21 protein-coding genes are annotated in these 24,095 nt (G+C 45.3%); 11 read left to right on the top strand and 10 right to left on the bottom strand.

What is annotated here, in order from left to right; all coding sequences use genetic code 11:
- Positions 1-47 precede the first annotated feature (47 nt).
- Positions 48-935: a DNA/RNA non-specific endonuclease gene (locus tag GXP69_RS14640; RefSeq protein WP_163915821.1), complete on the bottom strand. Its 888-nt coding sequence runs from the start codon at positions 933-935 to the stop codon at positions 48-50.
- Between the two features lie 292 nt (positions 936-1,227).
- Positions 1,228-2,685, bottom strand: coding sequence for a phytoene desaturase family protein (locus GXP69_RS14645; protein ID WP_163915822.1), 1,458 nt, complete (start codon positions 2,683-2,685; stop codon positions 1,228-1,230).
- 73 nt (positions 2,686-2,758) lie between these two features.
- Between GXP69_RS14645 and GXP69_RS14650 the strand changes: the two genes are divergently transcribed.
- From GXP69_RS14650 to GXP69_RS14660, 3 genes are all read left to right on the top strand, one after another.
- Positions 2,759-3,586 (top strand): SDR family oxidoreductase, encoded by an 828-nt coding sequence (locus tag GXP69_RS14650; RefSeq protein ID WP_163915823.1) that lies wholly within the window; start codon positions 2,759-2,761, stop codon positions 3,584-3,586.
- Between the two features lie 109 nt (positions 3,587-3,695).
- Positions 3,696-4,919 (top strand): BaiN/RdsA family NAD(P)/FAD-dependent oxidoreductase, encoded by a 1,224-nt coding sequence (locus GXP69_RS14655; RefSeq protein ID WP_163915824.1) that lies wholly within the window; start codon positions 3,696-3,698, stop codon positions 4,917-4,919.
- Between the two features lie 74 nt (positions 4,920-4,993).
- Complete coding sequence (locus tag GXP69_RS14660) at positions 4,994-5,449, top strand: ferritin-like domain-containing protein (protein ID WP_163915825.1); 456 nt, start codon at positions 4,994-4,996, stop codon at positions 5,447-5,449.
- A gap of 245 nt (positions 5,450-5,694) precedes the next feature.
- Here GXP69_RS14660 and GXP69_RS14665 read toward each other — a convergent pair whose 3' ends face one another.
- From GXP69_RS14665 to GXP69_RS14685, 5 genes are all read right to left on the bottom strand, one after another.
- Positions 5,695-6,255, bottom strand: coding sequence for a toxin-antitoxin system YwqK family antitoxin (locus GXP69_RS14665; RefSeq protein ID WP_163915826.1), 561 nt, complete (start codon positions 6,253-6,255; stop codon positions 5,695-5,697).
- 77 nt (positions 6,256-6,332) lie between these two features.
- Positions 6,333-6,950, bottom strand: coding sequence for a hypothetical protein (locus GXP69_RS14670; RefSeq protein ID WP_163915827.1), 618 nt, complete (start codon positions 6,948-6,950; stop codon positions 6,333-6,335).
- A 76-nt stretch (positions 6,951-7,026) separates the two neighbouring features.
- Complete coding sequence (locus GXP69_RS14675) at positions 7,027-7,710, bottom strand: hypothetical protein (protein WP_163915828.1); 684 nt, start codon at positions 7,708-7,710, stop codon at positions 7,027-7,029.
- 13 nt (positions 7,711-7,723) lie between these two features.
- Positions 7,724-8,332, bottom strand: coding sequence for a hypothetical protein (locus GXP69_RS14680; RefSeq protein WP_163915829.1), 609 nt, complete (start codon positions 8,330-8,332; stop codon positions 7,724-7,726).
- Positions 8,333-8,774: 442 nt separating this feature from the next.
- A complete protein-coding gene (locus tag GXP69_RS14685; protein ID WP_163915830.1) occupies positions 8,775-10,601 on the bottom strand; it encodes a DEAD/DEAH box helicase in 1,827 nt (608 codons plus the stop codon).
- A 647-nt stretch (positions 10,602-11,248) separates the two neighbouring features.
- Here GXP69_RS14685 and GXP69_RS14690 point away from each other — a divergent pair.
- From GXP69_RS14690 to GXP69_RS14720, 7 genes are all read left to right on the top strand, one after another.
- Positions 11,249-11,788 carry a hypothetical protein gene (locus GXP69_RS14690; RefSeq protein ID WP_163915831.1) on the top strand — a complete coding sequence of 180 codons (540 nt, stop codon included), beginning with the start codon at positions 11,249-11,251 and terminating at the stop codon, positions 11,786-11,788.
- A gap of 136 nt (positions 11,789-11,924) precedes the next feature.
- Positions 11,925-15,377: a UvrD-helicase domain-containing protein gene (locus tag GXP69_RS14695; protein ID WP_163915832.1), complete on the top strand. Its 3,453-nt coding sequence runs from the start codon at positions 11,925-11,927 to the stop codon at positions 15,375-15,377.
- 130 nt (positions 15,378-15,507) lie between these two features.
- Positions 15,508-15,936 (top strand): VOC family protein, encoded by a 429-nt coding sequence (locus GXP69_RS14700; RefSeq protein WP_163915833.1) that lies wholly within the window; start codon positions 15,508-15,510, stop codon positions 15,934-15,936.
- Positions 15,937-15,944: 8 nt separating this feature from the next.
- Positions 15,945-16,235, top strand: coding sequence for a hypothetical protein (locus GXP69_RS14705; protein WP_163915834.1), 291 nt, complete (start codon positions 15,945-15,947; stop codon positions 16,233-16,235).
- 43 nt (positions 16,236-16,278) lie between these two features.
- Positions 16,279-19,182: a PD-(D/E)XK nuclease family protein gene (locus GXP69_RS14710; protein ID WP_163915835.1), complete on the top strand. Its 2,904-nt coding sequence runs from the start codon at positions 16,279-16,281 to the stop codon at positions 19,180-19,182.
- Positions 19,183-19,394: 212 nt separating this feature from the next.
- Positions 19,395-19,994 (top strand): hypothetical protein, encoded by a 600-nt coding sequence (locus GXP69_RS14715; protein WP_163915836.1) that lies wholly within the window; start codon positions 19,395-19,397, stop codon positions 19,992-19,994.
- A 176-nt stretch (positions 19,995-20,170) separates the two neighbouring features.
- On the top strand, positions 20,171-21,547 hold the full coding sequence (locus GXP69_RS14720; protein WP_163915837.1) for an MBL fold metallo-hydrolase RNA specificity domain-containing protein: 1,377 nt from the start codon (positions 20,171-20,173) through the stop codon (positions 21,545-21,547).
- A 62-nt stretch (positions 21,548-21,609) separates the two neighbouring features.
- On the opposite strand, the gene GXP69_RS14725 is transcribed toward GXP69_RS14720, so the two are convergent.
- The 3 genes from GXP69_RS14725 to parS all read right to left on the bottom strand — a co-directional run bounded on the left by GXP69_RS14725 (position 21,610) and on the right by parS (position 23,109).
- On the bottom strand, positions 21,610-22,155 hold the full coding sequence (locus tag GXP69_RS14725; protein WP_163915838.1) for a hypothetical protein: 546 nt from the start codon (positions 22,153-22,155) through the stop codon (positions 21,610-21,612).
- A gap of 76 nt (positions 22,156-22,231) precedes the next feature.
- Complete coding sequence (locus GXP69_RS14730; protein ID WP_163915839.1) at positions 22,232-22,693, bottom strand: RES family NAD+ phosphorylase; 462 nt, start codon at positions 22,691-22,693, stop codon at positions 22,232-22,234.
- Positions 22,690-23,109, bottom strand: coding sequence for a type II RES/Xre toxin-antitoxin system antitoxin (parS, locus tag GXP69_RS14735; protein WP_163915840.1), 420 nt, complete (start codon positions 23,107-23,109; stop codon positions 22,690-22,692). The genes GXP69_RS14730 and parS overlap by 4 nt, the downstream gene beginning before the upstream one ends.
- 190 nt (positions 23,110-23,299) lie before the next feature.
- On the opposite strand from parS, the gene GXP69_RS14740 reads away from it, so the two are divergent.
- The gene (locus GXP69_RS14740; RefSeq protein WP_163915841.1) at positions 23,300-24,016 is read left to right on the top strand and encodes a tetratricopeptide repeat protein; all 717 of its coding nucleotides are present in this window, start codon (positions 23,300-23,302) and stop codon (positions 24,014-24,016) included.
- Positions 24,017-24,095: the final 79 nt, after the last annotated feature.

Genomic DNA, 24,095 nt, shown 5'->3' on the forward strand with positions numbered 1-24,095 from the left:
CCCGGATAACCCGGGCTGTTTTACTTGTAACTGGTTTAGGTTATAGTTTATTGGGTCGGGCCGTTATCCACTCGGGCTTCTATAACGCTTTGTACTGAGCTCGACACATTGGAAAGCAGATTGTAACCTGTCTTCGCTTCGATGGCATCAACGGTAGTGCGGTAAGTACCCCAGCTGCTGCTGATAGAGGTTGAGTTTGGTGTATCAATGGCAATAACGCGCGTGCTGGAAGTAACTCTCGATACATCGCCGGTACCAACCGGCAATACCACGATCACTTTCCAGATGCGGTTTGGCACCGTTAGTTTACCACCTGCCAGGGTCTCTTTGTAACCTGCGCTGCCGGTACCACCTATGCCGTACTGGCCCATGATAATGTACAGCTCGTTGCCCTGGTTTACTAGCGTACGGCAATAGTTCTCCAGGTTAGCCCATGTCTGCTGGTTGTTGGTTGGCGCCTGCGGAATCATGTTGCTCATCAGGAAGGTAGCCGAATTATCAGTTACAGTAAGCGTACGGTCTGCTGATGGCGTGTTGTGACCACGGTCGAAACCACTGCCGGTGTAGTCAGCGGGCGTTACGCGGTAAAAAGCGGTTGGTAATGAGTTGTCTGCTCTAAAGTCGTCCTGCCGCGGGGTGCTGCCCAGCCATGCAGCGCTTAGATGCCAGCTTACCCAGTTGGGTGTGCCCCGGTAGCTGTTGTAGGACATGGAGTACTGTGCCTTGTTGATCAGGTAATTAGAGTAGCTGGTGCCGGCTCCGCTTGGGTTGCCCATGGCCAGGTTACCATCTTTGGTAGCTGTGGCGTTGGCTACTCTGGAAACAGCTTCCAGTTCTTTCAAACCGGCTTCGGGTTGCATCTCGTCCTTCGAACAGGACACCAGCATCAGGCCTGCAAACGCCAGATACAGTAAACGGTGTAAAGATTTTTTCATGTAGTTTAATATAGGGTTGATTAATCTTATAAAATTGAAGATAATTGTATAAAATAAAGCTATACCCAATATCAAATTTTTAGTATATAGAAAGATATTCATTCTTTTATACCATAGTCTACATTTTAAACACCACAAACTTTAGTTAATTGATAACCAAGGCAAAACACTGTTATAACATTAAACTAGAGTTTCCATACCGATGGTGCAACACTTAATTTACAGGTAAGCTTCTGATTCCTTAAAGCAGCATGAAACTATAACTTTAGCCAGATATTAAAATAACATCAGGTTACAGCCTTTGATCCCGGATAAGCTTTTCTGCAGCAATGATACCACTCAGGCAGACGCCAACAATACCCTGGCCTGGGTACACGGTGTCGCCGCACAGGTAAGCGCCTTTGTGGTCCAGGCGGGCGTCCTTCATTTGCCAGGGTTTAATGTGCCGGTACTGCGGGTAACCTCCCACAGCCCCATATGCCCGTTTGGTCCAGAACTGCCAGGCCCCCGGGGTAGCAGATTGACAACTGATTATCTGCTGCGGAAGTACCAGGTCCGCTTCAGCAAGGGCAGCAACTATAGCCTGCTCTATTTTTTCCTTTTGATGAATATAAGTACCTGCAGGATCTGGTATATGAGTGCTGATGCTAGCTACTTGTTCTCCTTCCGGTGCCCTGCTATTATCAGCATCATGGCTAAAGCTTATAAAGATGCTCTTGCTGTTGATCACGGGCAGGCCATCAGGCAGGTGCAATTGGTGGTGCAATATGTTGCGGGCTTGCTTTTTCAGGACCAGGCTCATGGTAAACGCTCCGTTTAACTGCTCTGATGGGAAAATGTATTTCTGCAGGCGGTTGTGGAGCTTTTCATCTTTGTAAAGCGCAATCGTATTGTTCAGTGGTATGCCGCTAACTATAAACCGGCAACTATAGCTGCCCTTACTGGTAGTTACTTCATAGCCATCGGCAGAAGGTAAGATGCCTGTCACTTCCTGGCCATAGTGTATGGTTGCGCCATTATTTTTGCAGTAATCTATCACTGGCTGCACCAAGTTTATCAGTCCACCATCCAGGTAGTAATTGCTGTACAGGGTATAGCAGAGCGCGGTTGCTCCAAACAACACGTTTACCTCCTGCATGTAGCTTTGCGCCGTTATCAGCAGCTGCTCGTTCACAAAATCTATAAATAGTTTATTATCGTGCAGGTTATAGTGGCGCAACAGGTCTTCCATCGTTTTAAAAGCACCCGGAATAAGCATTAACTGTCCCGGCCGGAATGCCCGTGCTGCCTGTAACAGATCGCTGGCTGTAGAAAAAGGAAAACTACGCTGCTGCAACGACACCTGCCATACTTGCTTACTGATTCGATAGCAATAGTCCCAGAACTCCCGCTGGCTTTGCTTGCCAAATATCCGCTCTGCTTCCGCAATCCACTGCTCCAGGTGCTGGTAGCGCGTAACTATAGTTCCGTTTGGCAAATACACCTGCATAGGCACCTCCAGTTTTCGCAAACCAGGCAGTTGTATTCCTGTTTCTTCCAAAAGATAACGCAGCGGCATATGCTCATCTAAACCTACCAGCGTGGTGGCACCAGTCTCGAACCAATAGCCTTTGCGTTTATAGGATGTGGCACTTCCGCCAGGGTATTTCGCCTGCTCCAGCACGCCAACTTTTAGCCCACGCTTACTTAACAGAGCGGCAGCAGTAAGCGAACCGAAACCAGAACCAATTAAAAGAACATCGTAGTGCATTTGCGTGTAACTTTGCCTGCCGGATAAAGTAACAGAAGGCCGGTAATATTGTTATGGTTGTAAATGATCAAACATGCACGAAAAAGCGAATATTAGCATCATAGGCTGCGGGTGGCTGGGTTTGCCGGTAGCAGAAGTATTGGTGAGTATGGGGAAGAAAGTTAATGGCTCTACCACCTCTCCCCAAAAACTGGGGTTACTGGCACAAAAGGGCATAAAACCTTACCTTATAGATCTGCAGTCCGACGAGCTGGATGAAGCTACCCTCTCCGACTTCCTGGAAACCGATGTCCTGCTGATCAATATTCCGCCCCGTCTGCGCTCCGATGGCGGCAGCTCTTACCTGAATCAGCTGCAAAGGCTACGAAAGGCGATGCTCGATACGCCGGTGCGCAAAGTCTTGTTTGCCTCCTCTACATCAGTGTATAACGATCTGAACAAAATTGTGACTGAAGAAGACGATCAGCTGACAAAAGATACAGATCCGGGCTATAGTTTGCTGCAGGCAGAGCGTATGTTTATGGAGCGCGAGGAGTGGCTTACAACTATAGTTCGCTTTGCCGGACTGGTAGGCGAAGACCGCAGCCCCGGCCGTTTTATGGCAGGCAAGCAGGATGTGCCCAACGGCGATGCGCCTGTAAACCTGATCCACCGCAACGATTGCATCACGATACTGAACCGTATACTGGAACAGGAAAAATGGGGCACCATTTACAATGCCTGCTCCGATGAGCACCCGATGCGAAAGGACTTCTACCCTGCCGCAGCAATTGCCCTGGGCCTGCAGCCTCCCACATTCAAAGAAATGGAAGAAACGCACTTCAAGATCATCAGCAACCAGAAACTGAAGGACGAACTATCCTACGTATTCAAGCACCCCGACCCAATGCTGTTCTTTTAGTATCTTTGTGTTTAAATGGTTAAATGGTTGCATTGTTAAATTGTTGGTGTATTTACAACTCAAACATTTAACTCAACAATTCAGCCATTTAACAATTTAACCATTCTAGATGAAAATTGCAGTAATAGGCGGTGGTGCGGCCGGCTTTTTCGGGGCGATAACATGTGCTGAAGCCAACCCAGATGCCGAAGTGGTTTTGTTGGAAAAAACAACCAAACTGCTGTCAAAAGTACTGGTATCGGGTGGCGGACGCTGCAATGTAACGCATCATTGTTTTGCACCAGGGCCGCTCTCACAGCATTACCCGCGTGGTGCCAAACAGCTGAAGGAGGCCTTTAAAAGCTTTGGCTCCCAGGAAACAGTTACCTGGTTTGAGCAGCGCGGCGTAAAACTTAAAACCGAAGCCGATGGCCGCATGTTTCCGGTCACCGACAGTTCACAAACTATAGCTGATTGTTTGTTACAGCAGGCCCGCAAAGCAGGCGTAACTATAAAAACCGGTGTTGGTGTTACCCGCATCGCTCCTCCTACACAAACTATAGCTCACTTTATAGTTTACCTGATTAATGGCAATCAGCTACAGGCTGACAGGGTGCTGGTGTGCACGGGCGGTAACCCTAAGGCCAGCGGCTACGATTGGCTGCGCGAACTGGGCCACCCGATCCTGGAGCCGGTGCCTTCGCTGTTTACGTTTAACGTTCCGGGCAATCCTTTAAAAGAACTGATGGGCGTATCGGTGCCACACGCAAAGGTGCGCATTGCCGGCCAGAAACTGGAATACGAAGGCCCGTTGCTTATAACACACTGGGGCTATAGTGGTCCGGCCGTTTTAAAGTTATCGGCCTGGGGCGCCCGTATTTTTCATGACCTGAACTATAGTTTTACTGCCCTCCTAAACTGGGTCCCGGAATTTAACGAAGAAAGCCTGCGGGCTGAACTACAGAACTATAGACAGGCTCATCCCAAAAAAGTAGTTGTTACAAATCCGCTCTTCAGCCTGCCGCAACGCCTCTGGAAAGCCCTGACCACACTAGCCGAAATCAGCCCGGACGTGAAATGGGCTGAGCTGCCCGGCAAAAACACGAATAAGCTGCTGGAAGCACTTCTCAGGATGCAGGTTGATGTGAAAGGCAAAACCACTTTTAAAGAGGAATTTGTTACCTGCGGCGGCATAGGCCTGCAACAGGTAAACATGAAAACAATGGAAAGCCGCTTGCATCCCGGACTGTACTTTGCCGGCGAAGTACTGGATATAGATGGCATAACCGGCGGTTTCAACTTCCAGGCTGCTTGGACTACTGGCTACCTGGCTGGCAGGGCAATGGCCAGTTAAACTATAGTTGTACCATAGTAACATTTAGTTATCAATATGAGTAATACCGCATATAGTAACTAAACTTTAAAACTATGGAAATTAACAAGGAAGTATTCTCAACTGTACACCACCTGATAGAACGTTGCAAGGACGGTGCAAAGGGATATAAAACTGCCGCACAGGATGTGGAAGACAAAGACCTGAAAGAGCTATTCATGAAGTACGCCGTACAGCGCGACAGCATGATCACGGAGCTTCAGGCCGAGCTTCATAAAATGGGGCACACAGACGATGAGTCGAGCTCACTGGAAGGCACTGTACACCGCATCTGGATTGATATTAAATCTGCAATAAGCTCTAAGGACAGAAAACGTATTCTGGAAGAGTGCGAGCGCGGCGAAGATTACGCTGTGAAAGCATTTGAAGAAGCTCGCGAAAAAGAGCTGCCAGGTAACCTGAAGCAGATCGTAGAGCAGCAGTACACAGATGTAAAACACGCACACGACCACATCCGCGCCCTTCGTGACAAGGCTCGCGGCGAAGCGTAATGGTAGTAAAACTATAAAAAAATAGAAAGGAGCTGAAAGGCTCCTTTTTTTGTAATGTTTTGGTTAAAGCGCTCCTTGCACTTGGAGTAAAATGAGTAAAAGAATTGTAGTGACACAGTAAATAATCTGATAAGGCATATTGCTGATATGACTTTTAAACTTGATTTATTACCAGCTAACGATTAGTACATAAAATGACCAAGCCGCAGCTGAAAGTTAATTTTTGTGCCTGTTAGGCAATGGCATTATTTTATTTCTTTGCCTCTTTCATAGTTAATTGACTTGCTAATGCTTCCATCCTCATCAAAATATAACCATTGACCATGTTTCAAAGACTTATTATTTAAAATAATCCATTTTTCAATTTGCATTACCTGACCATTATTATAGAAGCCATTCTTAATGCATCTAAACCTATAAGGAGAATTTTGTATACTATCTTTTCTTTCCGTGATTACAACAGCTATTTGACCATCCATTTCATAGATTTTTGCTCCTTGATTTAGTCCTTTATCATCATATTCAATTGTTGCAAGTAGCGCCCCATCGTCATAAAATTGTTTCCAATTTCCTTGATGAGTGAATTTGTAATCTTTATTAATTTTTTCAACTTTTAATGGTCCAGTCCAGTAAATTTGTCCGTTTGGCCTGTAGGAAATGTGAGTTTTAAATAAGGTATTCCCATTATTCAAAGTGTTCTTTTCTTCTTTGGTAAGATATTTACGGTAATCCCATTTCTCACCCAAAACTTGCATAACGCAAGAAGTCTGAATTATTAGAAGGGCGATTATTAAAATGTTTTTCATTTGATTCTGCCTAAAGGGTTCTAGCAGCCGAAGCACAAAGCGTAACGAGGGTTAAGATTGAACTGGATTAGCAGAGGTTACTCTTCTTTTACAACGAGCATTTTTAGTGCTTTGCCTGTTTCAAATTCAGCAACACCAGCTTTCAATTGTTCTAACAACACCTGATTTTCTTTACTTAGAGAGAGTGAGTTTAAAAAAGCTAATGCTTCATTCTTCTTTCCCATGTAGCATAAGGCAGTCGATTTATTTCCAATAGCATCAACATCATTTCTATCTTTCTCAATCCTTTGTTCATAAATCTCAGACGCCTTCTGTAGATACTCATGACTTAAACTCTGGTTACCGTTCATGATTTCTGCCATGCCAGCCGTCATATAGAAGTTAGGTAACAATCGATGACTCTCATCTTCCAATTTTTCAATAGCTGAGTTTGCTGTCAGAAGAGCTTTTTCAAACTTTCCCAGTTTAAATTCCATCTGTGACTTCCAAAGGGCAGCTTCCATGTTTGTAGGGTCAATAGTGACAGCATTATTAAAGTGTACTAAGGCCCTATCTGTTACTTCCTTTTGATTACCTCTTGCTTGCTGAAGTACTTCTATTCCTTTTTTGTAGGCTTCCAGACTTTGTTTTTCAGTTATATCAGACTGACAAGATGTTGCCAAAAAAATTAAGCAAAGTACAAAGCTCATTTTCATAATGAAGTTTATTCTGTTTATAGAATCTTTGCTACAGCATCGTGTAGCAGAGGCAAAGCATCAGCGAGCTTTACTGCTACACCTTGATAATTGAATTAACTCTCCTCTTATTTAGTATCTCAAAGGCTGCTTCTACTGCATAATCTGCATACCTTCCACGGTCTTTAAGTATTTCTTCCAACTCACTTTCTTGAAGGGCGTCATACCTTTTTAGAAACTCATGTTTCTTTCCCTCAAAGTAAGCTTGATTCTTTGCCTTTTGCTTAGAGCTAATCTTTTCGTAGTCCAAGTTTGGAAAGAAAACATCATAATCGTTGAAGGAAAGCCTAAGTTCACCTAATAGTACCTCTGGGCGAACTGTCAGGTGTGTAATAATATAATTTTCATCTAGAGTTTTAATTCTTAAATAGGCGTGGTCTCTATAAATCCTCGTCCCAGGTCTAACATTTATAAAATCACAGGACACTACTTCTTCTACTGAAAATCGTGCTGTTGTATCTCCTTTTGTTATTTCTACCTCCCTCTTTGATAGGTCAATCGTAAGTACTTGATTATAGTCGTTCTTCCAGTACTGATAGTTAAGATAAAGTTCGGGTAGTATATAGGGCAACATCAGCATTCCACTAAAGATCAATGTTGTCCCTAAATTACCTGGATAAGCATAAGCTGAGTAGCCGAGAATGAAAGGTAAGATAAGAAGAAACAGTAGAGGCATGAATATTACACTTTTGCCATGCTGTATGCTATATACTTTTTTCATTCCTTATTTCAGTTTATTCCTTATTCCACATAACGGACTTGTGTATATTCTGTGCAAGGCTATCAGCCGAAGCATATTGTATACACGTGGTTATGTCACTTTTTTTTTCTTTATTAAGCACCATTCCACCCCTTCCTAACTCGATTTCGCCCCCTTTATCTATCCATTCTTCAACAGATTTTGAAACTCTCCAAGTTTTATTCACCTTCAATGTGCTTTTGTCGAAGAGTCTATAAATCTTATTAGCCCAATCTTTGTGTTTCTTTCTTAACTCTTCATTCTTAATCCAGCCTGATTTATAAAATATGCGACCAGGTGCCATAAGATTGTTAGAGACTGTAATGTTGTCAATTTCAATGATTGGGTCGTATAAATAGTCAAAGAGATATTTGCCTTCTATTTCACCCCTTCCTTTTACTGAACACCTTGGCTCTTTGAAATCATTTCTCAACCAAAGTACCAATCTATCAAATTCGCCAAGTTCTTCTATACTTCTAATTGGTACTGGTAATTCTGTATCGAAGAAATAACCCTTAAATACTTCAGCTTCTTGCGAGGCAATTATAGATAATACCTTTTCCTGAATGTCTTTTTTACTGAAGAAGAAATTTAGTTGGCTCATTTAATAAATTATAATGCGACATAACTATAGTATAAACCACAAAATACGCTTATCTGCACTATATGCGGAGTTATATACTATCATAGTATTTACAAAGCCACTATAGCATAACACTAATATAATAAAAAAGAGAGGAATTAGAAGGAGGAACAAGACAGGCATAAAAACAACAAAGGTGATATCCGTCTGATATCACCTTTGTCATATCTAACTGCGTAAACAGTTAGTTAATCTTCCAACCTTTTTATGATACTCCTTTTACGCCGGGGTTTGCAGTTAGGTTATAGTTTGCGGAAAATAATCTGAATCTTTTTCGGGCAGGCTATAAAACAAATAAGCCGACGTTTCAAGTCGGCTTATTCTAAACAGTTAATGAAGTTTTTTAAGCTTCTAAAGCTGTATGGGTATATATACGCCCGTTATAGGCGAAGGTTACTATAGTTTAGAATCTTTTTCTGCGGAAGCCACGGTTCTCACCTCCACGGTCGCGGTCGCCACCGAAACGGCTGCCACGGTCGCCGCCTCTATCGCGGTCGCCAAAGCTTCTTCTTTCGCCACCACGGTCACGGTCTCTGTCGCCGCCACGTGGGCCACCAAAACGGCTGCCACCACGATCTCCGCCCCTGTCGCGATCGCCACCACCGAAGCGGCTTCTGCCTCCGCGGTCTTCACCTTCTTTAGTGCCTTTCTTATCAGACTTCTCTACTACAACCATGCGGCCATCCACCTCAATACGGCCTACTTTCTCAAGTATGTTGGCTGTATATTCAGAAGGGACTTCCACAAAGCTGAACTTATCATACAGGTCGATATCACCAACTTTAGAGGCTGGAATATCTGCATTAGCTGCCAGTAGGTCGATCAGATCTTTCGGATGTACGCGGTCTTTCTTACCGATCGTAATAAACAGGCGGTCGAAACCTTCCTTCGAGAAACCAAGTCCCTTTTCAGCTTCTTTACCAGCTTCTTTAACTTTAGCTTCTTTCAGAGTCATTTTAAGCAACGCTGCAGCTACTTCCAGCGAAGTATAATCTTCGTTTACAAGTCTCTCAATCAGCGTAATCTGCTTAGTCAGGTTTCCTTTTTCCAGTACTTCGCGCACTTTTTCAAGGAACATGTTAGAGCGGCGCTCGTTCACGTCCTCATAAGTTGGCACCTGCTGAAGTTGGATGTTGGCTTTTGTATAGCGCATAATATCCTTCAGCTTGTACATATCAGAACGGCCTGATACAAACGAGAAGGCTTTACCGGACTTGCCTGCACGACCAGTACGGCCAATACGGTGTACGTAAGCTTCTTCGTCCTGCGGCAGATCGTAGTTAAATACGGCCTCTACGTTCTCCACGTCCAGGCCACGTGCTGCTACGTCAGTAGCTACCAATATCTCAAGCTGTGCATTACGGAACTTGCCCATCACATTAGAGCGCTGGTTCTGGTTAAGGTCACCGTGCAGGGCATCGGCTAAATAACCACGGCTTTGCAGGCTCGTTACCAGCTCGTCTACCATGCGCTTGGTATTACAGAAAATCACTACTGATTTCATGTTAAACATATCCAGCACACGCGAAAGCACTTCCTGCTTCATGCTGTTACGCACCTCAAAGTATACCTGGTCAATGTTGGTAACGGTTAGCTCCTTATGAACCACTTTAACGATTACCGGATCGTTCTGGTAACGCTTGGTAAGGTCCATGATAGGCTTAGACATAGTTGCCGAGAAGAAGATCGTCTGGCGTTCTTCCGGCATTTTGCTAAGTACAAACTCGATGTCATCACGGAAACCCATGTCCAGCATCTCATCTGCTTCATCCAGAATAATCTTCTTAATCTTGTCAAGCTTCAAAGTACCGCGCTCTACGTGGTCCATTACACGGCCCGGTGTACCGATCACGATCTGTACGCCCTGCTTTAACGCACGCAGCTGGCGGTCGTAAGCCTGGCCGCCATATATGGGCACAAGACTAAGGTTAGGCTTATACTTTATTAACTTCTGGATCTCACCAGCTACCTGAATAGCCAGTTCGCGGGTTGGGCAAAGAATCAACGCCTGCACACTGCGGTCGTTTTCATCAAGGCTTTCAATTGTTGGTATACCGAAAGCTGCGGTTTTACCTGTACCTGTCTGCGCCTGACCAATAATGTCGCGGCCTTCTAAAATTACAGGAATTGCTTCGGTTTGGATTGGAGAGGCTTCTTCGAAGCCCATGTCTGCAATAGCTTTTTGTACTTCCGGCGAAAGCGGAAGCTCGTCAAATCTGATTTTGTTCATCTTTTAGTTTACTGATTTTATCCTTTTCTGGATGCAGCCCGGAATTTACTAATCCCTATACGCGTCGAAAACTAAAATAAACCAGGTGAGCCTAACCAAATATAGAAGCCGTGCCAGTTAAACAGTAAATCAGACTGATTCCAAAACGGCTGCAAAGGTACGAGTAATTAACCGTAAATACTAATAGCCTGAAAACATGCACTTAGCAACTAAACTATAGTTTATATCAACATATAGATATTATACTATACTTGATGGTGTAACATGAAATAAACACTATCAGTATACATATAAACATTTAACTATTTTTTATACCTTTTTAAACAATACTACGACAACCTTTTAATCCTGTACCCGTTATTAGGGTCAATTCACCCAAAAACAGGGTCTGTTTACCAGTAATTTAACTATAACATTAAAATTTTTAAACGCTTGCCCGTAGTATACAAAACTTAAGAGATCCAAAACTATAAATCGCCCTTATGTAGAACAGAAATACTTACTCCGCTCTATATAGAATTTACCACCGCTACCAGTACCTACCGCCTTATTGAACAGAAGCTAATGAGTTTATTACGGCTTTACAGCCGCTACACTTATTAAGAAAATCATTAACTAAACCTTAAACCCTTTAGTCCCTCAATTTTATGTTACATTTTACAAAAATTTCAACTCAAGGCAGAGATTTTAACCTGATTGCTTCTGGTGCACTGGCATTCAAAATCCACAACAAAATCCTAAAAGACGAGTCTTTTACAACCAGCACCTCCGTTAACCGCAACATGCTGGTTGGCAGCGTACCGGCCCGTAAAGCCACTTCTGACAAAAAAAGCGTATTCTTCGTAATCATTTCTGACCTAGACAGAATCGATACTGAGTCGCTGTGCCAAATGATTAAAGCAGAGCGTGCTAAAGGCAGCTATGCTGTTTGCCAGGTAATACCAATGTATTACAACGAACTTTCTTTTAAAGCCCTTAAGATGTTACGCCAGAACTTTGACGAAGTGCTGGAGCTGAGCAAGCTGAACCTGGGTGGCGGCAAAGTGCTGATGAGCATGGAGCAGCAGCATTGCCTGATGACAGATTACGTTCTATCTATGGCCCGCATTATGTTCCATGTATGTGCCAGCAGCGCCATACCTGCAAAAACGGTAGAAGAACGTATAGAAGAACCTGTATTTGCATAGACATTTACTTTAACCAAAAATATAAACAGGCTACCTGCTGCTCGGGTAGCCTGTTTTGTTTTATACCTTTTAGTTTCAGCAGGATAACTCATTAAGCAATTTACAAGCTTGCAAACACTGGCATACAGACCGGCAAATGTGTAACTTTAAAGCTGGCTATATTCCTTACCTGATGGCATCTGTCTTTAAAATATACTCTTCTTCTGCTGGCTCGGGCAAAACCTATGCGCTTACCAAAGAATACCTGAAACTGGCGCTGCACTCCCCTAACCCGGACTACTATAGAAGCATACTGGCCATTACCTTTACCAACGATGCCGCTGCCGAAATGAAGGAGCGTATTTTAGGTGCTTTGCGAGGTTTTAACGACGACACTATAGCTGAGAAGGCAAAAGCTAAAAGTGAAAATCTGCTGGAAGAGATAACTGCGGAACTACAGCAGGACTACCCTGACCCAACGCTGGATAAGGAAGAAGTAAGAAGAAGGGCTGCTTTGGTTTTCCGTCAGGTACTGTACAACTATGCCGATTTCAGTGTAAGTACGATTGACAGTTTTGTAAACAAGATCGTGCAGGCTTTTGCCCGCGAGCTGAACATCCCCCACAACTTCGAAGTAGACCTGGATTCGAACACCCTGCTGAATACAGCTGTATCGCTGCTGCTGGACAAGGTAAAGAATGAGAAAGGCGACTTGCTGACCGAAACGCTGGAGCAATTTATATTGGAAAAAGCCAGCGAAGGCCGCAGTTGGAGCAAACTAACCGAAGAACTTGCTGATTTTGCCCGCAACTTGCTGAACGAACAGGTTTATGAAGCTATTACCGACCTGCAACAACTAACTTTAGAGGATTTCAGGGATGTACAGCGCGAGCTCCGCGAAACAAAAAAGCAGATTGAAGAAGCTATAGTTGAACCTGCCAGCCAGGCCGTGGCACTTATAGAACAGGCTAATATTGATGCGGCTGATCTCTCCTATGGCAAGAATGGCATTTATGGGTACTTCTACCGCTGGCTTAAAACTATAGATTTAAACTATAGCAACAGCAACGCCCGCAAAACCGTGGAGAACGATAGCTGGTATAGTGCCTCTGCTAAAAAGAACAGCTTTACAGTTAATCAAATTGACAGCATCAAAAATCAGCTTTCGGAATATTACCTGGAACTGGAAGACCGCAAAGAAAAGTATGCTGGCATCTATACCTTACTCAATGCTATTGTTCCGCATCTGTACAAACTATCGGTGCTGAACGAGCTGGAGAAATGCCTGCAGGAGATCAAACGTGATAAGAACACGGTTCATATCTCGGAGTTCAATAAGCGCATCGTCGATATTGTGCTCAAGGAGCCGGTGCCGTTTATTTATGAGCGACTGGGTGAAAAGTATAACCACATCCTTATCGATGAGTTTCAGGATACCTCGGTGCTGCAATGGAACAACCTGCTGCCACTAGTAGAAAATGCGCTGGCTTCGGGGCATTTTAGCATGGTGGTAGGCGATGCGAAGCAGGCGATCTATAGATGGCGCGGCGGTGAGATGGAGCAGATTTTGCATCTTTATAAAAAAGACACAGCCAAACTATACGAAAAGCGCCGCCATGGCAAACTTATAAAAGAACGCTACGAAACGCTGAACAACGAAGTGCTGCATCCGGCCAACCTGAAAAAGAACTATAGAAGCCGCGCCGAGATCATTAACTTCAATAACGACATCTTCACGTTTGCAAGTAAAGCCCACGGCAGCTTCGGCATGTTCACGTCTATTTACGACGAAGATTTTACACAGGAGATCCCGGACCCGAACAACACCGGCGGGCACATACAGGTACTGTTTACCTACGAAGGCGACAGCAATACAAAGTATAAGCTGGACACCTGCAGCCGCACCAACGAACTGTACCCAAAGTACACGCACGAGCAGGGAATAAGCTACGACGAAAGCATGCTGAATCTGGTGCAGCACCTGGTAGAGAATGCTTTAGCCGATGGTTACCAACTCCGCGACATGGCAATCCTTTGCCGCACTAATCAGAACAGCAAGCGCATCGCTAACTTCCTGAAAGAGCTCCGTTACGACATCATCTCCCAGGATTCGCTGTCACTACAGTTTGCCGAAGTGGTGAATCTGGTAATTGCGCTGTTCCGTGTATTCAACCGACCGAATGATGCGCTGGCGAAATCCGAAGCGCTGTACCTGATACACCTGGTGGCGCTGGAGAAAGTGCCGGATGTGAAAGTAACGCAGCAGATTGCTGAAATAGCTAACAATACAGATGCAACTGTATTCTATAGTTACATTCGCGAGCTTGGCTTTGATTTGGATGAGAAGACGACTGGTAACTTATCAATTTATGAACTGACCGAGCGCCTGATACGCATCTTTAACTTGCTGGGCCATAACAACGAGTGTGAGTACATTTTCCGCTTCCTGGATTTGGTGCTGGAGTATAGTTTGAAGTACAGCAACAACCTGAACAACTTCCTGGCTTACTGGGATGTGCAGAAGGAAAAGCTGAGCATCAACACGCCTAAAAACCGAAATGCCATCACCATTACCAGTATTCACAAATCCAAAGGCCTGGCCTATCCTATCGTCATCATTCCGTATGCCGACTGGAGCACCGAGCCTAAGCGTGGTTCGTTGCTGTGGAGTCAGCTGCCTGAAGAAGTTACTTATACCGGGAAGCTGAGAAGCGTGGCTGTAAATGTGGGTTCTAAACTGGAGAGTACCGTGCTGGGTGAGCAATACAAAACTGAGATAGAGAAGACCTTTATCGAAAACCTGAACATGCTCTACGTGGCCCTCACCCGCCCTATCGACAGGCTATACCTGATTGGTAACGCTAAAGACCTGCTGATAGAAGATAAAATGCCGAAGCTGGATGGGCAGGTAAAGAATGTGAGCCATTTGCTGTACCAGTACCTGAGGGAAAAAGAACTATGGGAGCCGGGCAAATTCTGCTATCAGCTAGCAAAAGGCAAAGCGGCCATAGCTACCAACTATAGTTCAGAAGAAGATACATTTGAGCTAAAGCACCTGGTAACGACCGACTGGGAACAGCGCCTGAAGATAAAACAGCACGCTAATAACGTTTTCGATTTTGCCACGCAGCAACGTCAGCGCCAAGTAAACCGCAAGCTGCATTATGCGTTGTCCCGTATCACGTTTGCTCCAGAAGTAAACCAGGTACTGCGCCAGATGGGCTACGAAGGCATCATCAGCGAGCGCGACAAACCTGAACTGCAACGCCTGCTAACCGAAGTTGTTAATCACCCGAAAATAGCGCCTTATTTCTCAGAAAAAGTAGCGATAGAGCAGGAGAAAGAAGTGCTGGATGCCCGTGCTTACCTGTACAAACCAGACCGTATTGTATTTGATGGCGAAGCGGTAACTATAATAGAGTTCAAGACTCCTCCACCAGAACCAGAACCAGAACCCGAACACCGCAACCGCCTGGATCACTATGCTGTGCGTTTCCGGCAGTTAGGCTACAAAAAAGTAAGGTGCGTGCTTTATTATTTCGAGACGCAGGAAGTAAAGGAATGGCAATACGGCGATAAGCCAGCCGCTCAATTGGGGTTGGCATTTTGACCTCTCCCCAGCTCTCTCCTAAAAACAGGAGAAGGAGAATTAAAAGATTAACAAACTGAAAGTACAACTATAAAATATAGCACCAGTCCCCCTTCCTGTTTTTAGGAAGGGGTTAGGGGAAGGTAAAATCATGGAACAACGCATTACACTCATAACCTTAGGAGTAAAAAACCTGCAGCGGTCAAAAGACTTCTACATTAATACCTTTGGCTGGAAGCCACAGGAAACGAGTAATGAGAGTATTCTTTTCTTTCAGTTGAACGGCATACAACTGGCGCTTTTCCCGCAGGAATCGCTGGCAGATGATGCCGGCGTATCTGCAGATGGTAAAGGCTTCAGAGGCTTCTCACTGGCGCATAATGTCCGGTCAGAAAAAGAAGTCGATGAGTTGGTAGCAGCTCTGGAAGCCAAAGGTGTGCGTGTACTCAAGCAACCCGAAAAAGTATTCTGGGGCGGCTACAGCAGCTACATTGCCGATCCGGATGATAACCTATGGGAGATCGCCTACAACCCATTTATGCCGCTGGATGCAAGCGGAAATACAGAAAGCATACACTGACCCATTAGATGAAAGTAAAAAGAAGGCCTTTCGTTGTATTTGGGTTATACCTTTTAGTGCCTGTATTTATATTCTTTTGGTTTAACCTTCAGGTTAGCTACAAATACGAAGTTAAAGATGGTAGATGGTTTGTAGAAACTAATAAAAGCTTAACTAAAGAGCAGAAAGACATCCAATACAAATCAATTGACAAGCTTGAAAAGGACATTAACCGAAGTTCAATATTATTGCTCATACTTGCAGGAACCACTTTGTTCACAGCTACTTTCCTGATTTTTAAATCGGAGAAAACTGCTTAAGCATTCACGCATTCAATTATTCAGTCATTCAAAATTAAACCAAGTGCAGACTTTCCTGGAGCTAACCGCGAAATACATTTACGAAAAGTATAAAGAGCACATCAGCGAGCTGTGCATTGTGCTGCCATCGCGCAGGGCGAGTTTTTTCTTTAAAAATGCGCTGGCACAGGCAGCTACGGAGCCTATCTGGTCGCCGGAAGTGTCGTCGATGGAAGATTTTATCTGCAAAATGGCGAAGGTGGATGTAGTGGAGCCGATTAACCTGCAGCTCGAACTATATGACCTGATGCGCGAACAGGACCCGAAACTGGACTTTGACCAGTTTGTAACCTGGGCAGGCACTTTGCTGGACGACTTCAGCAGGATAGACCAGAACTTAGTAGACACCCGAAAACTGTTCGACTACCTGAGCGAAGCAAAGGCGCTGGAGCGCTGGGAGCCCCGCAACCTGGGCTGGACCATGTCGCCGGCAATGCGCAAGTATTTTAGCTTGTGGGAGAACATCGAAAAGACCTACCATAACCTGCAGAAGCACCTGCACCAAAACAAGCAGGCGTATACAGGCATGGCTTTCCGGAAAGTAGCTAATGAAATCGACTCTATAGCTCAGGAATCTACCTGCCACCAGTTCATCTTTATCGGCCTGAATGCGCTGACCAAATCCGAAGAGAAGATCATCAAAGCACTGCTGCGCCACAACAAAGCCGAAGTACTGTTCGACAGCGATGATTTTTACATGGAAGAGAACACCGCTAACCGAGCTGGCAGCTTTTTGCGCAAGTATAAAAACGGCTGGAAACTACCCGAGTGGCGCTGGCAACAGAACATGCTGTTGACGAATGAGAAAGAGATAAACGTGATAGGTGTGGCCAACGCCAGCATGCAGGGCAAACTGGCCGGGCAACTGTTGCAGGAAATCCGGGAGCAGGACAAGCACGCACAAGTGGCTATTGTGATGCCTGACGAAACGCTGCTGCTGCCGGTGCTGCATTCTATTCCGGATGATGTGCCGAACTATAACGTAACCATGGGTTTGAGCTTTAAGGGCACTCCCCTGTTCAACCTCGTAGATTTGCTTTTTGATGTGCACCTGACTGGCGTAACGCAACTACAGGACACCGGCTACAAAGTATATCAGTACCACCATTTGTCGGTTAGCAAACTGCTCACACATCCGTTCATCCGTCGCTACGAACTATACCTGAACGAGCAACCCGACCAGGCTGAATTTCATGGGCTGATACAGCAGGTGCTGGATACTATAGTTTCGGAAAACAAGGTACTGATAACCGCGCAGGAACTGCTGGAGTTGGGCAAACATCACCCGCTCTTCGAGACGCTGTTCCGCACCTGGCGCGACTGCGACGACATTATAGTGGCCATGTACGACCTGATCGAGCTGCTACGCCAGGTGTACACGCACGGTCACAACACCATCGAAACTGAATATCTCTACACCTTCTATACTATAGTTAAGAGACTGGACACGATTTTCGATTGCCGTGAGCAGAAGATATCGGTGCGAAGCTTCCGGAAGTTTTTGTACGAGCTGATTACGCAGCAACGCTTGCCTTTTAGTGGTGAGCCGATCTCGGATGTGCAGATCATGGGTATGCTGGAAACGCGTGCGCTGGACTTTGAGAACCTGATCATCCTGTCTGTAAATGAAAACACGTTGCCAGCGCCTAAAAAGCATAATTCGCTGATGCCTTACGATGTATTGAAGGAGTTTGGATTGCCAACTTATGCCGAAACCGAAGGTGCAATGGCGTATAATTTTTACCGCTTACTGCAACGCGCCAAACGTGTAAACCTGCTGTATGTGTTGCCTTCTGATACCTATGGCTCTGGCGAGAAAAGCCGCTTTATCTTACAGCTGCAAAACGACCTGGCGCTGCGCAACCGCAACATTAGGTTCCGCGACCTGACGGCCGTAGTGGAGCAGAAAGATACCAAGGCGTATGACGAAGACATTGTTATAGAAAAAGATACGGCTACGCTGGAGCAGATAAAGCGTGATTTACAGCGCGGCCTCTACCCATCCAGCCTCAACACCTATATCAACTGCTCGCTCAAATATTACTTCAGTCGCATAGCTAAAATGCAGGAAGTGGACGAAGTGGAAGAACAGGTGGATTCGGCGCAGTTTGGTACGGTGGTGCACCAGGTGCTGGAAGATTTCTTTAAACCCTATGAACAAAGTGGTCAGCCTATAGTTGCCGAAAGCATCGACCAGATGCTGCTGGAACTGCCAAAGCAGGTAAAAATGGCATTCGACCAGACCACGCGTGGCGCTACCACCGAGCGCGGCATGAATTACCTGTTGCTGCAGGTTGCTATTGAAGTGCTGCAGAAATACCTGAACACACTTAAGAACTCAGATGAACTGCCTCTTTATATTTTGCGCCTGGAAGACTCACTGACAGCTAAACTACAGGTTCAAATTGACGACGAACTGCTGGAAGTAACTATAGCCGGTAAAGCCGACCGTATTGACCTGACAGGCCATGAAGTGCGCGTGATAGACTATAAAACCGGAAAAGTAGAGCAGAACAAACTACGCGTAAAAACCGACGACCTGCGGGCTCCCTCATCCAAAACAAAAGATTTTGACAAGCCGCGCCAACTATGGCTGTACCAGTACATCCTGCAGCGCCAGCTCCGCGATGCACCGCAAACTATAGTTGGCAGCCAGCTACAACTAGATCCGGCAACTATAGCGGCCAAGTCAGGCATTATTTCGTTCCGGAATATTGATGAGAATGTGCTGTCGTCGGAGTTTAATTTTGTAAGCGAAGATGGCCAGCCAAAGGACTTTATAGTTGCTTCTGAGGAGTTGCTGACCGGCATTATTAAAAATATGCTGAACCCAAATGAGCCAATCCGGAAGACTAAGGACCTGGAAGTATGCCAGTGGTGCCCGTACAAAGGCATTTGCGCGCGATAGATCTCTAGAACAACGGAACTATAGATCTACCCTATTCAACAGCTATAGTTTGGGCAGGCAAACTATAGCTGTCACCCAAATTGCACCAATATTTAGGTTAGCTACCTGTAAACATAGTTAAGGTTTAAACTCTGATTACTGCCAGGCGTTTATAATAAAGGTATTCATGCCTCTAACTCCCTCGTAATTTGAACTACTTTAAACCATAAACTATGAAATTATTATTTACACTTCTGCTTTGTTTTATTACCTTTTTTGCCACCGCCCAGGATGATATGATCACTAGGCCGCAAACTACTGCAGCTGTTGCCGGCGAAGCAGTAGCAAAAGGTAACTGGCTTGTTGGAGCCAGCATTGCTAACATCGGACACAATTTTAAATCCGAAACCTTTACATTCGATGTTAACCCACGTGCTGCTTACTTTATTTCTGATAATGCTGCAATTGGCGCTCAGGTACAGTTAGGCTTTATTGCCTACGATGGCGGCGAAGATTTCCGTTACGGCCTGACTCCTTTTGTGCGTTATTATTTTCCGGAAGGCGCAGCGCCTACGCACCGTTGGTTTGGTGAGGCTGTGGTTGGCTTTGCCGGCAGTTCCTTCGAGGATGCCGAAGGCGATGCTATTTTCTCGGCTGTTTATGGTGTGAGTGCAGGCTATGCGCACTTTGTGGCATCAAACGTAGCCCTGGAAGGTATGCTCAACCTGATTCGCAGCAATGCCAACATCGATGTCAGCAACGATTCCTCAACCGGCCTATCCTTAAGTATAGGCTTGCAGATCTACTTACCAGGCAGCGGCAAAAGCTTTTAATATTTAGTGAGCCCTATAAAGATCATCTGTTTCCACTTAGGTAACAGATGATCTTTCATTATACTGCCTTCCCAAAGCAATTTTCCTTTAATTTATAGTATATTGTGTAGTACAATGGCCACAGCGGGAAATGGATGTGCGGCGGCAGGTGTGCCTTTCATTATAAAACGCAGCTTATGACTTCAGAACCATCTCCTGTTCAGCTAACTTTTTTAGGAGGCGCCGGTACCGTTACAGGCTCTAAAATCCTACTTAAAACAGCCCGGCACCAGGTTCTCATCGATTGTGGTATGTTTCAGGGGCTAAAACAGCTCCGTCTGCTTAACTGGCAGAAATTACCCCTAAACCCTGATGAGCTCGATGCCATCCTACTCACGCACGGCCACCTGGACCATTGCGGCTACCTGCCTGTATTTGTAAAAAATGGTTACACCGGACCTATACACAGCACTCACCCCACCCGCGACATTACCAACATTATCCTTAACGATAGCGCGCGCATCCAGATGGAAGATGCTGCTGAAGCAAACCGCGGCGGTTATTCTGTTCACCATCCGGCTAAGCCTTTGTATAATTTAGATGATGTAGCCCGTACAATGCCCCTTTTCGAGACACACAACTATGGCGAATGGGTGATCCTGAACGAAGATTTTAAATTCTGCTTCCGAAACAGCGGACATATACTGGGCTCTGCTGTAGTTGAGCTGAAGTGCCAGGGCCGCACATTCGTTTTTTCCGGAGATATCGGGCAGCGCCAGCCTTTGCTCATGGATCCTCCCCTGCGCCTGCGCGAAGCAGATTATGTGATCATGGAGTCAACATACGGAGACCGCCTGCACCCCGATCTTTCGCCATACCAGCAGCTACAGGAAGTAGTAGAACATACGTATGCAAAAGGCGGAACACTGGTAATACCAAGTTTTGCTGTGGAGCGCGCCCAGGAATTACTTTTGATATTGAACACCCTGCGAGAAGAGAAAAGCATTCCGGCCCTGCCCATTTACCTGGATACACCCATGGGCATCGACGTGACAGACCTGTACCTGACATACCACAAATGGCATAATCTTACGCGCGCCGAAACCGAAACCATGATGCGGAATGTGCATATTATCCGTGATTTTGAGCACACACAGCACGTGCTAGATACGCATGGCCCTAAGATTGTAATTGCAGGCAGCGGCATGGTAACCGGCGGTAGGGTACTGTATTATTTAGAGCGATTGCTGGGTGATGCCCGTAATACGGTTTTGCTGGTTGGTTTCCAGGCGCCTGGCACGCGAGGCAGCCTGCTTCGTAGCGGGGCCGATGAAATCAAGATTCACGGTAACTACTATAAGGTGCATGCAGAAGTACAGCAGATCAGTTCCATGTCGGCGCACGGCGATCAGGCCGATCTGCTGTGGTGGCTCGAAGGATTTAAAAAAGCCCCGATGCAGGTATTCCTGAACCATGGTGAGGCACAGGCCAGCGAAGCGCTGCGAATGAAAATAAAAGACAAATTTAAGTGGCCGGTGACTATAGCAGAGATGGGGACTACGTATTATCTGTGAAGTAACTTATTTAGTAAGTAACACAACGTGATTATAACATTCAGTCCCGTCACATCTCCTACTTACTTTTTAAACAGTTCGCTTTCGAGCTTATCTGAATAAGCTTTAGCGGCCTGTTTTAGATTGAGTTGCTTGTACTTGTTGTCCTTGGCAAATAAAAACTCTTCCATGTAGACTTCTCTTTCTTCACCCGTAGAAAAGAGCATGATTTTCCTATAGGAGTGATGAATTTCTACATAGTCGGACTTAAACTTGGAAGAGAACACAGAAGTGCTGTCTTTAACTAAGTTTTCATATAAAGCTGCATTGCCAAAAGGGAGTATTTCATCTTTAACGCAACAGCCAACTTTTTTCTTAAAATACGCACTATCTTCTTTCCAGATCAAGTATGCGGTTGCATCATCATCACAATTACAATCAACTTCCCTTAAAACCTCACAGCCTACACAACCACTCTGGTATACAATAACGTGCATTGCTTTCTTACTTTCAATAAGTTCTTGGGCCTGAACTGTTACAACGCTGTCCACATCAAGGTAAGCTCTTTTCTGTGAATAAGCATGCCCACTAGCGATGAGGAACATGAATAAAAGCAGTGCTGTTTTCATTTTAGGTTTTAGCTTTGACTAACTATAAACTATAGCCAATTCGATGACCGGAGCTTTCTCCAGTTACAATTTTCATCTACTTCACAAACAAGCGCTTATCGAACTCAAAAGGCGTGACTGCAACTATAGTTAGTTTTGAAAACTGCGGATGCCGTGGGTTGATCAGGTAATTGTAGGTACCCTGCACCGCTGCCGATGGCACTTTCAGGACCATTGTTTCCTGCTCCTGTATAAAAGCATCTCCTATTAGCTGTGTAGCATTACTATGCGGAAAAGTCTGCCAGTCTTCTGGTAGTTCTGATTCAGGTAATTCTGCTATTGGGATTTCATCAGGCAGCTCAAGCTGTATCAACTGATAATCAAGCGGCACAATACCAAGTGGCATGTGCACGGCAACTTCTACTGTGCAAAGCGCAATAGAGTCGGAAGTGTAAAGCATAGCAGTTCCCTTGCTGTTCCAGCGCCCACCAGCCAGCTCCGCTCCTTTCCCCGATAAGTCTTTCGCAAACCTGCTACGGCTCAGCCTGTAAACGATCATGCCAGTACGCCGTGCTCTATTCGGGTTAGTTCATCTCGCAGCATCGCAATGCCAAATGTGCTGTCCAGCAATTCCTTAGGTTTAATGCCTCCTAAGGCCACATTCTTAGCTTCGAGCCAGGCATCAAAATTTGCTTGGTCGCCAAACACTTCCACTCCTTTATTATATACCAGCGTAATCTCCAGTATTTTTTCAGAGTGCAGCGGGTCGAAAGTGCGTTTCTCCTTTTTGTAGCGCTGAAAAGTACGCTCAGACAGGTGCAGAAAATTAGACCACTCGCTCAGGCTGAACGGGCTCTTATCGGCTATAGTCTGGAAAGAACTATACTTAATGCCTTCGCGCACCGTGCTGATGAGCATAAAAATATCCCGATCATCGATCAGGCTATAGTTTAACGAAGTTAGTGCGTGTGCCATATAATTTATAGTTTACTCAAATATACGAAACTTGTCACAAATATACCGTCAATTGTCGTACATTATTTTACTTACCCGAATCTGCCGCAGTAAACTATAGTCTGATAAAAGGATTTCTTTGTTAAACCGACGGCAAATTTTTACTTTAGTGCAGGAGTTGCAAGTGGCTCCAACATTACCTAACCGATTTATGAAAAGAATATTAGCAACTATAGTTGTCTGCTTAACTGCTGTCGCATTTACATTTGCGCAGGAGGCAACCCCGCTCCCGGCAAAAGTACTTCCGATGTTTGGCAAAATAGCTAAAACAGAAGCACAGCAGAAAAGCGATGAGAAATTCCTGAAAAGTAGCGATGCCAGCTTCTCGACCCGCCCCGAGGCGAGCAAGTTCTTTATGGAGCGCGGCTGGCAATACCTGAACGAAGGCCAGATCGATACGGCCATGCACCGCTTTAACCTGGCCTGGCTCCTTAACCCGGATAACAGCGAAACCTACTGGGCATTTGGTCTGGTTACTGTAGCGCGCGGCAACCCTGCCGAGGCTGTGGAATATTACCAGAAAGCGCTCAGCTACGAGCCTAAAAACGCACTGTTGCTATCAGACCTGGCAAACTGCTACCTGGCCATCTACAATCAGAACCCTAAAAAGAAAACCCTAAAACAGGCAACTGCTTACACACAACAGGCGCTTGCTGCTGATGCGCAGAACGCTTTTGCCTGCTTTGCCATGTCGCAGGTAGAGTACCATAATAAAAAGTACGCCGAAGCCTGGACCTGGCTGCACAAAGGACGTGAGCTTAACATCACGGCAATGGATTATACTTACCTGATGCAGCTGATTGAGAAGATGCCGGACCCGAAAGGCTTCTTTAATCAGAAAGAACAGGCTGAAGAGCAATCAGAATAATTAAACTATACCTAATAATATGAAAAAGCACCGGCAACCGGTGCTTTTTTTATGTACTTAATCCTTGTAAATGCCTGAT

The organism is Pontibacter burrus, assembly GCF_010686685.1.
GTDB classification, from domain to species: Bacteria; Bacteroidota; Bacteroidia; order Cytophagales; family Hymenobacteraceae; genus Pontibacter; species Pontibacter burrus.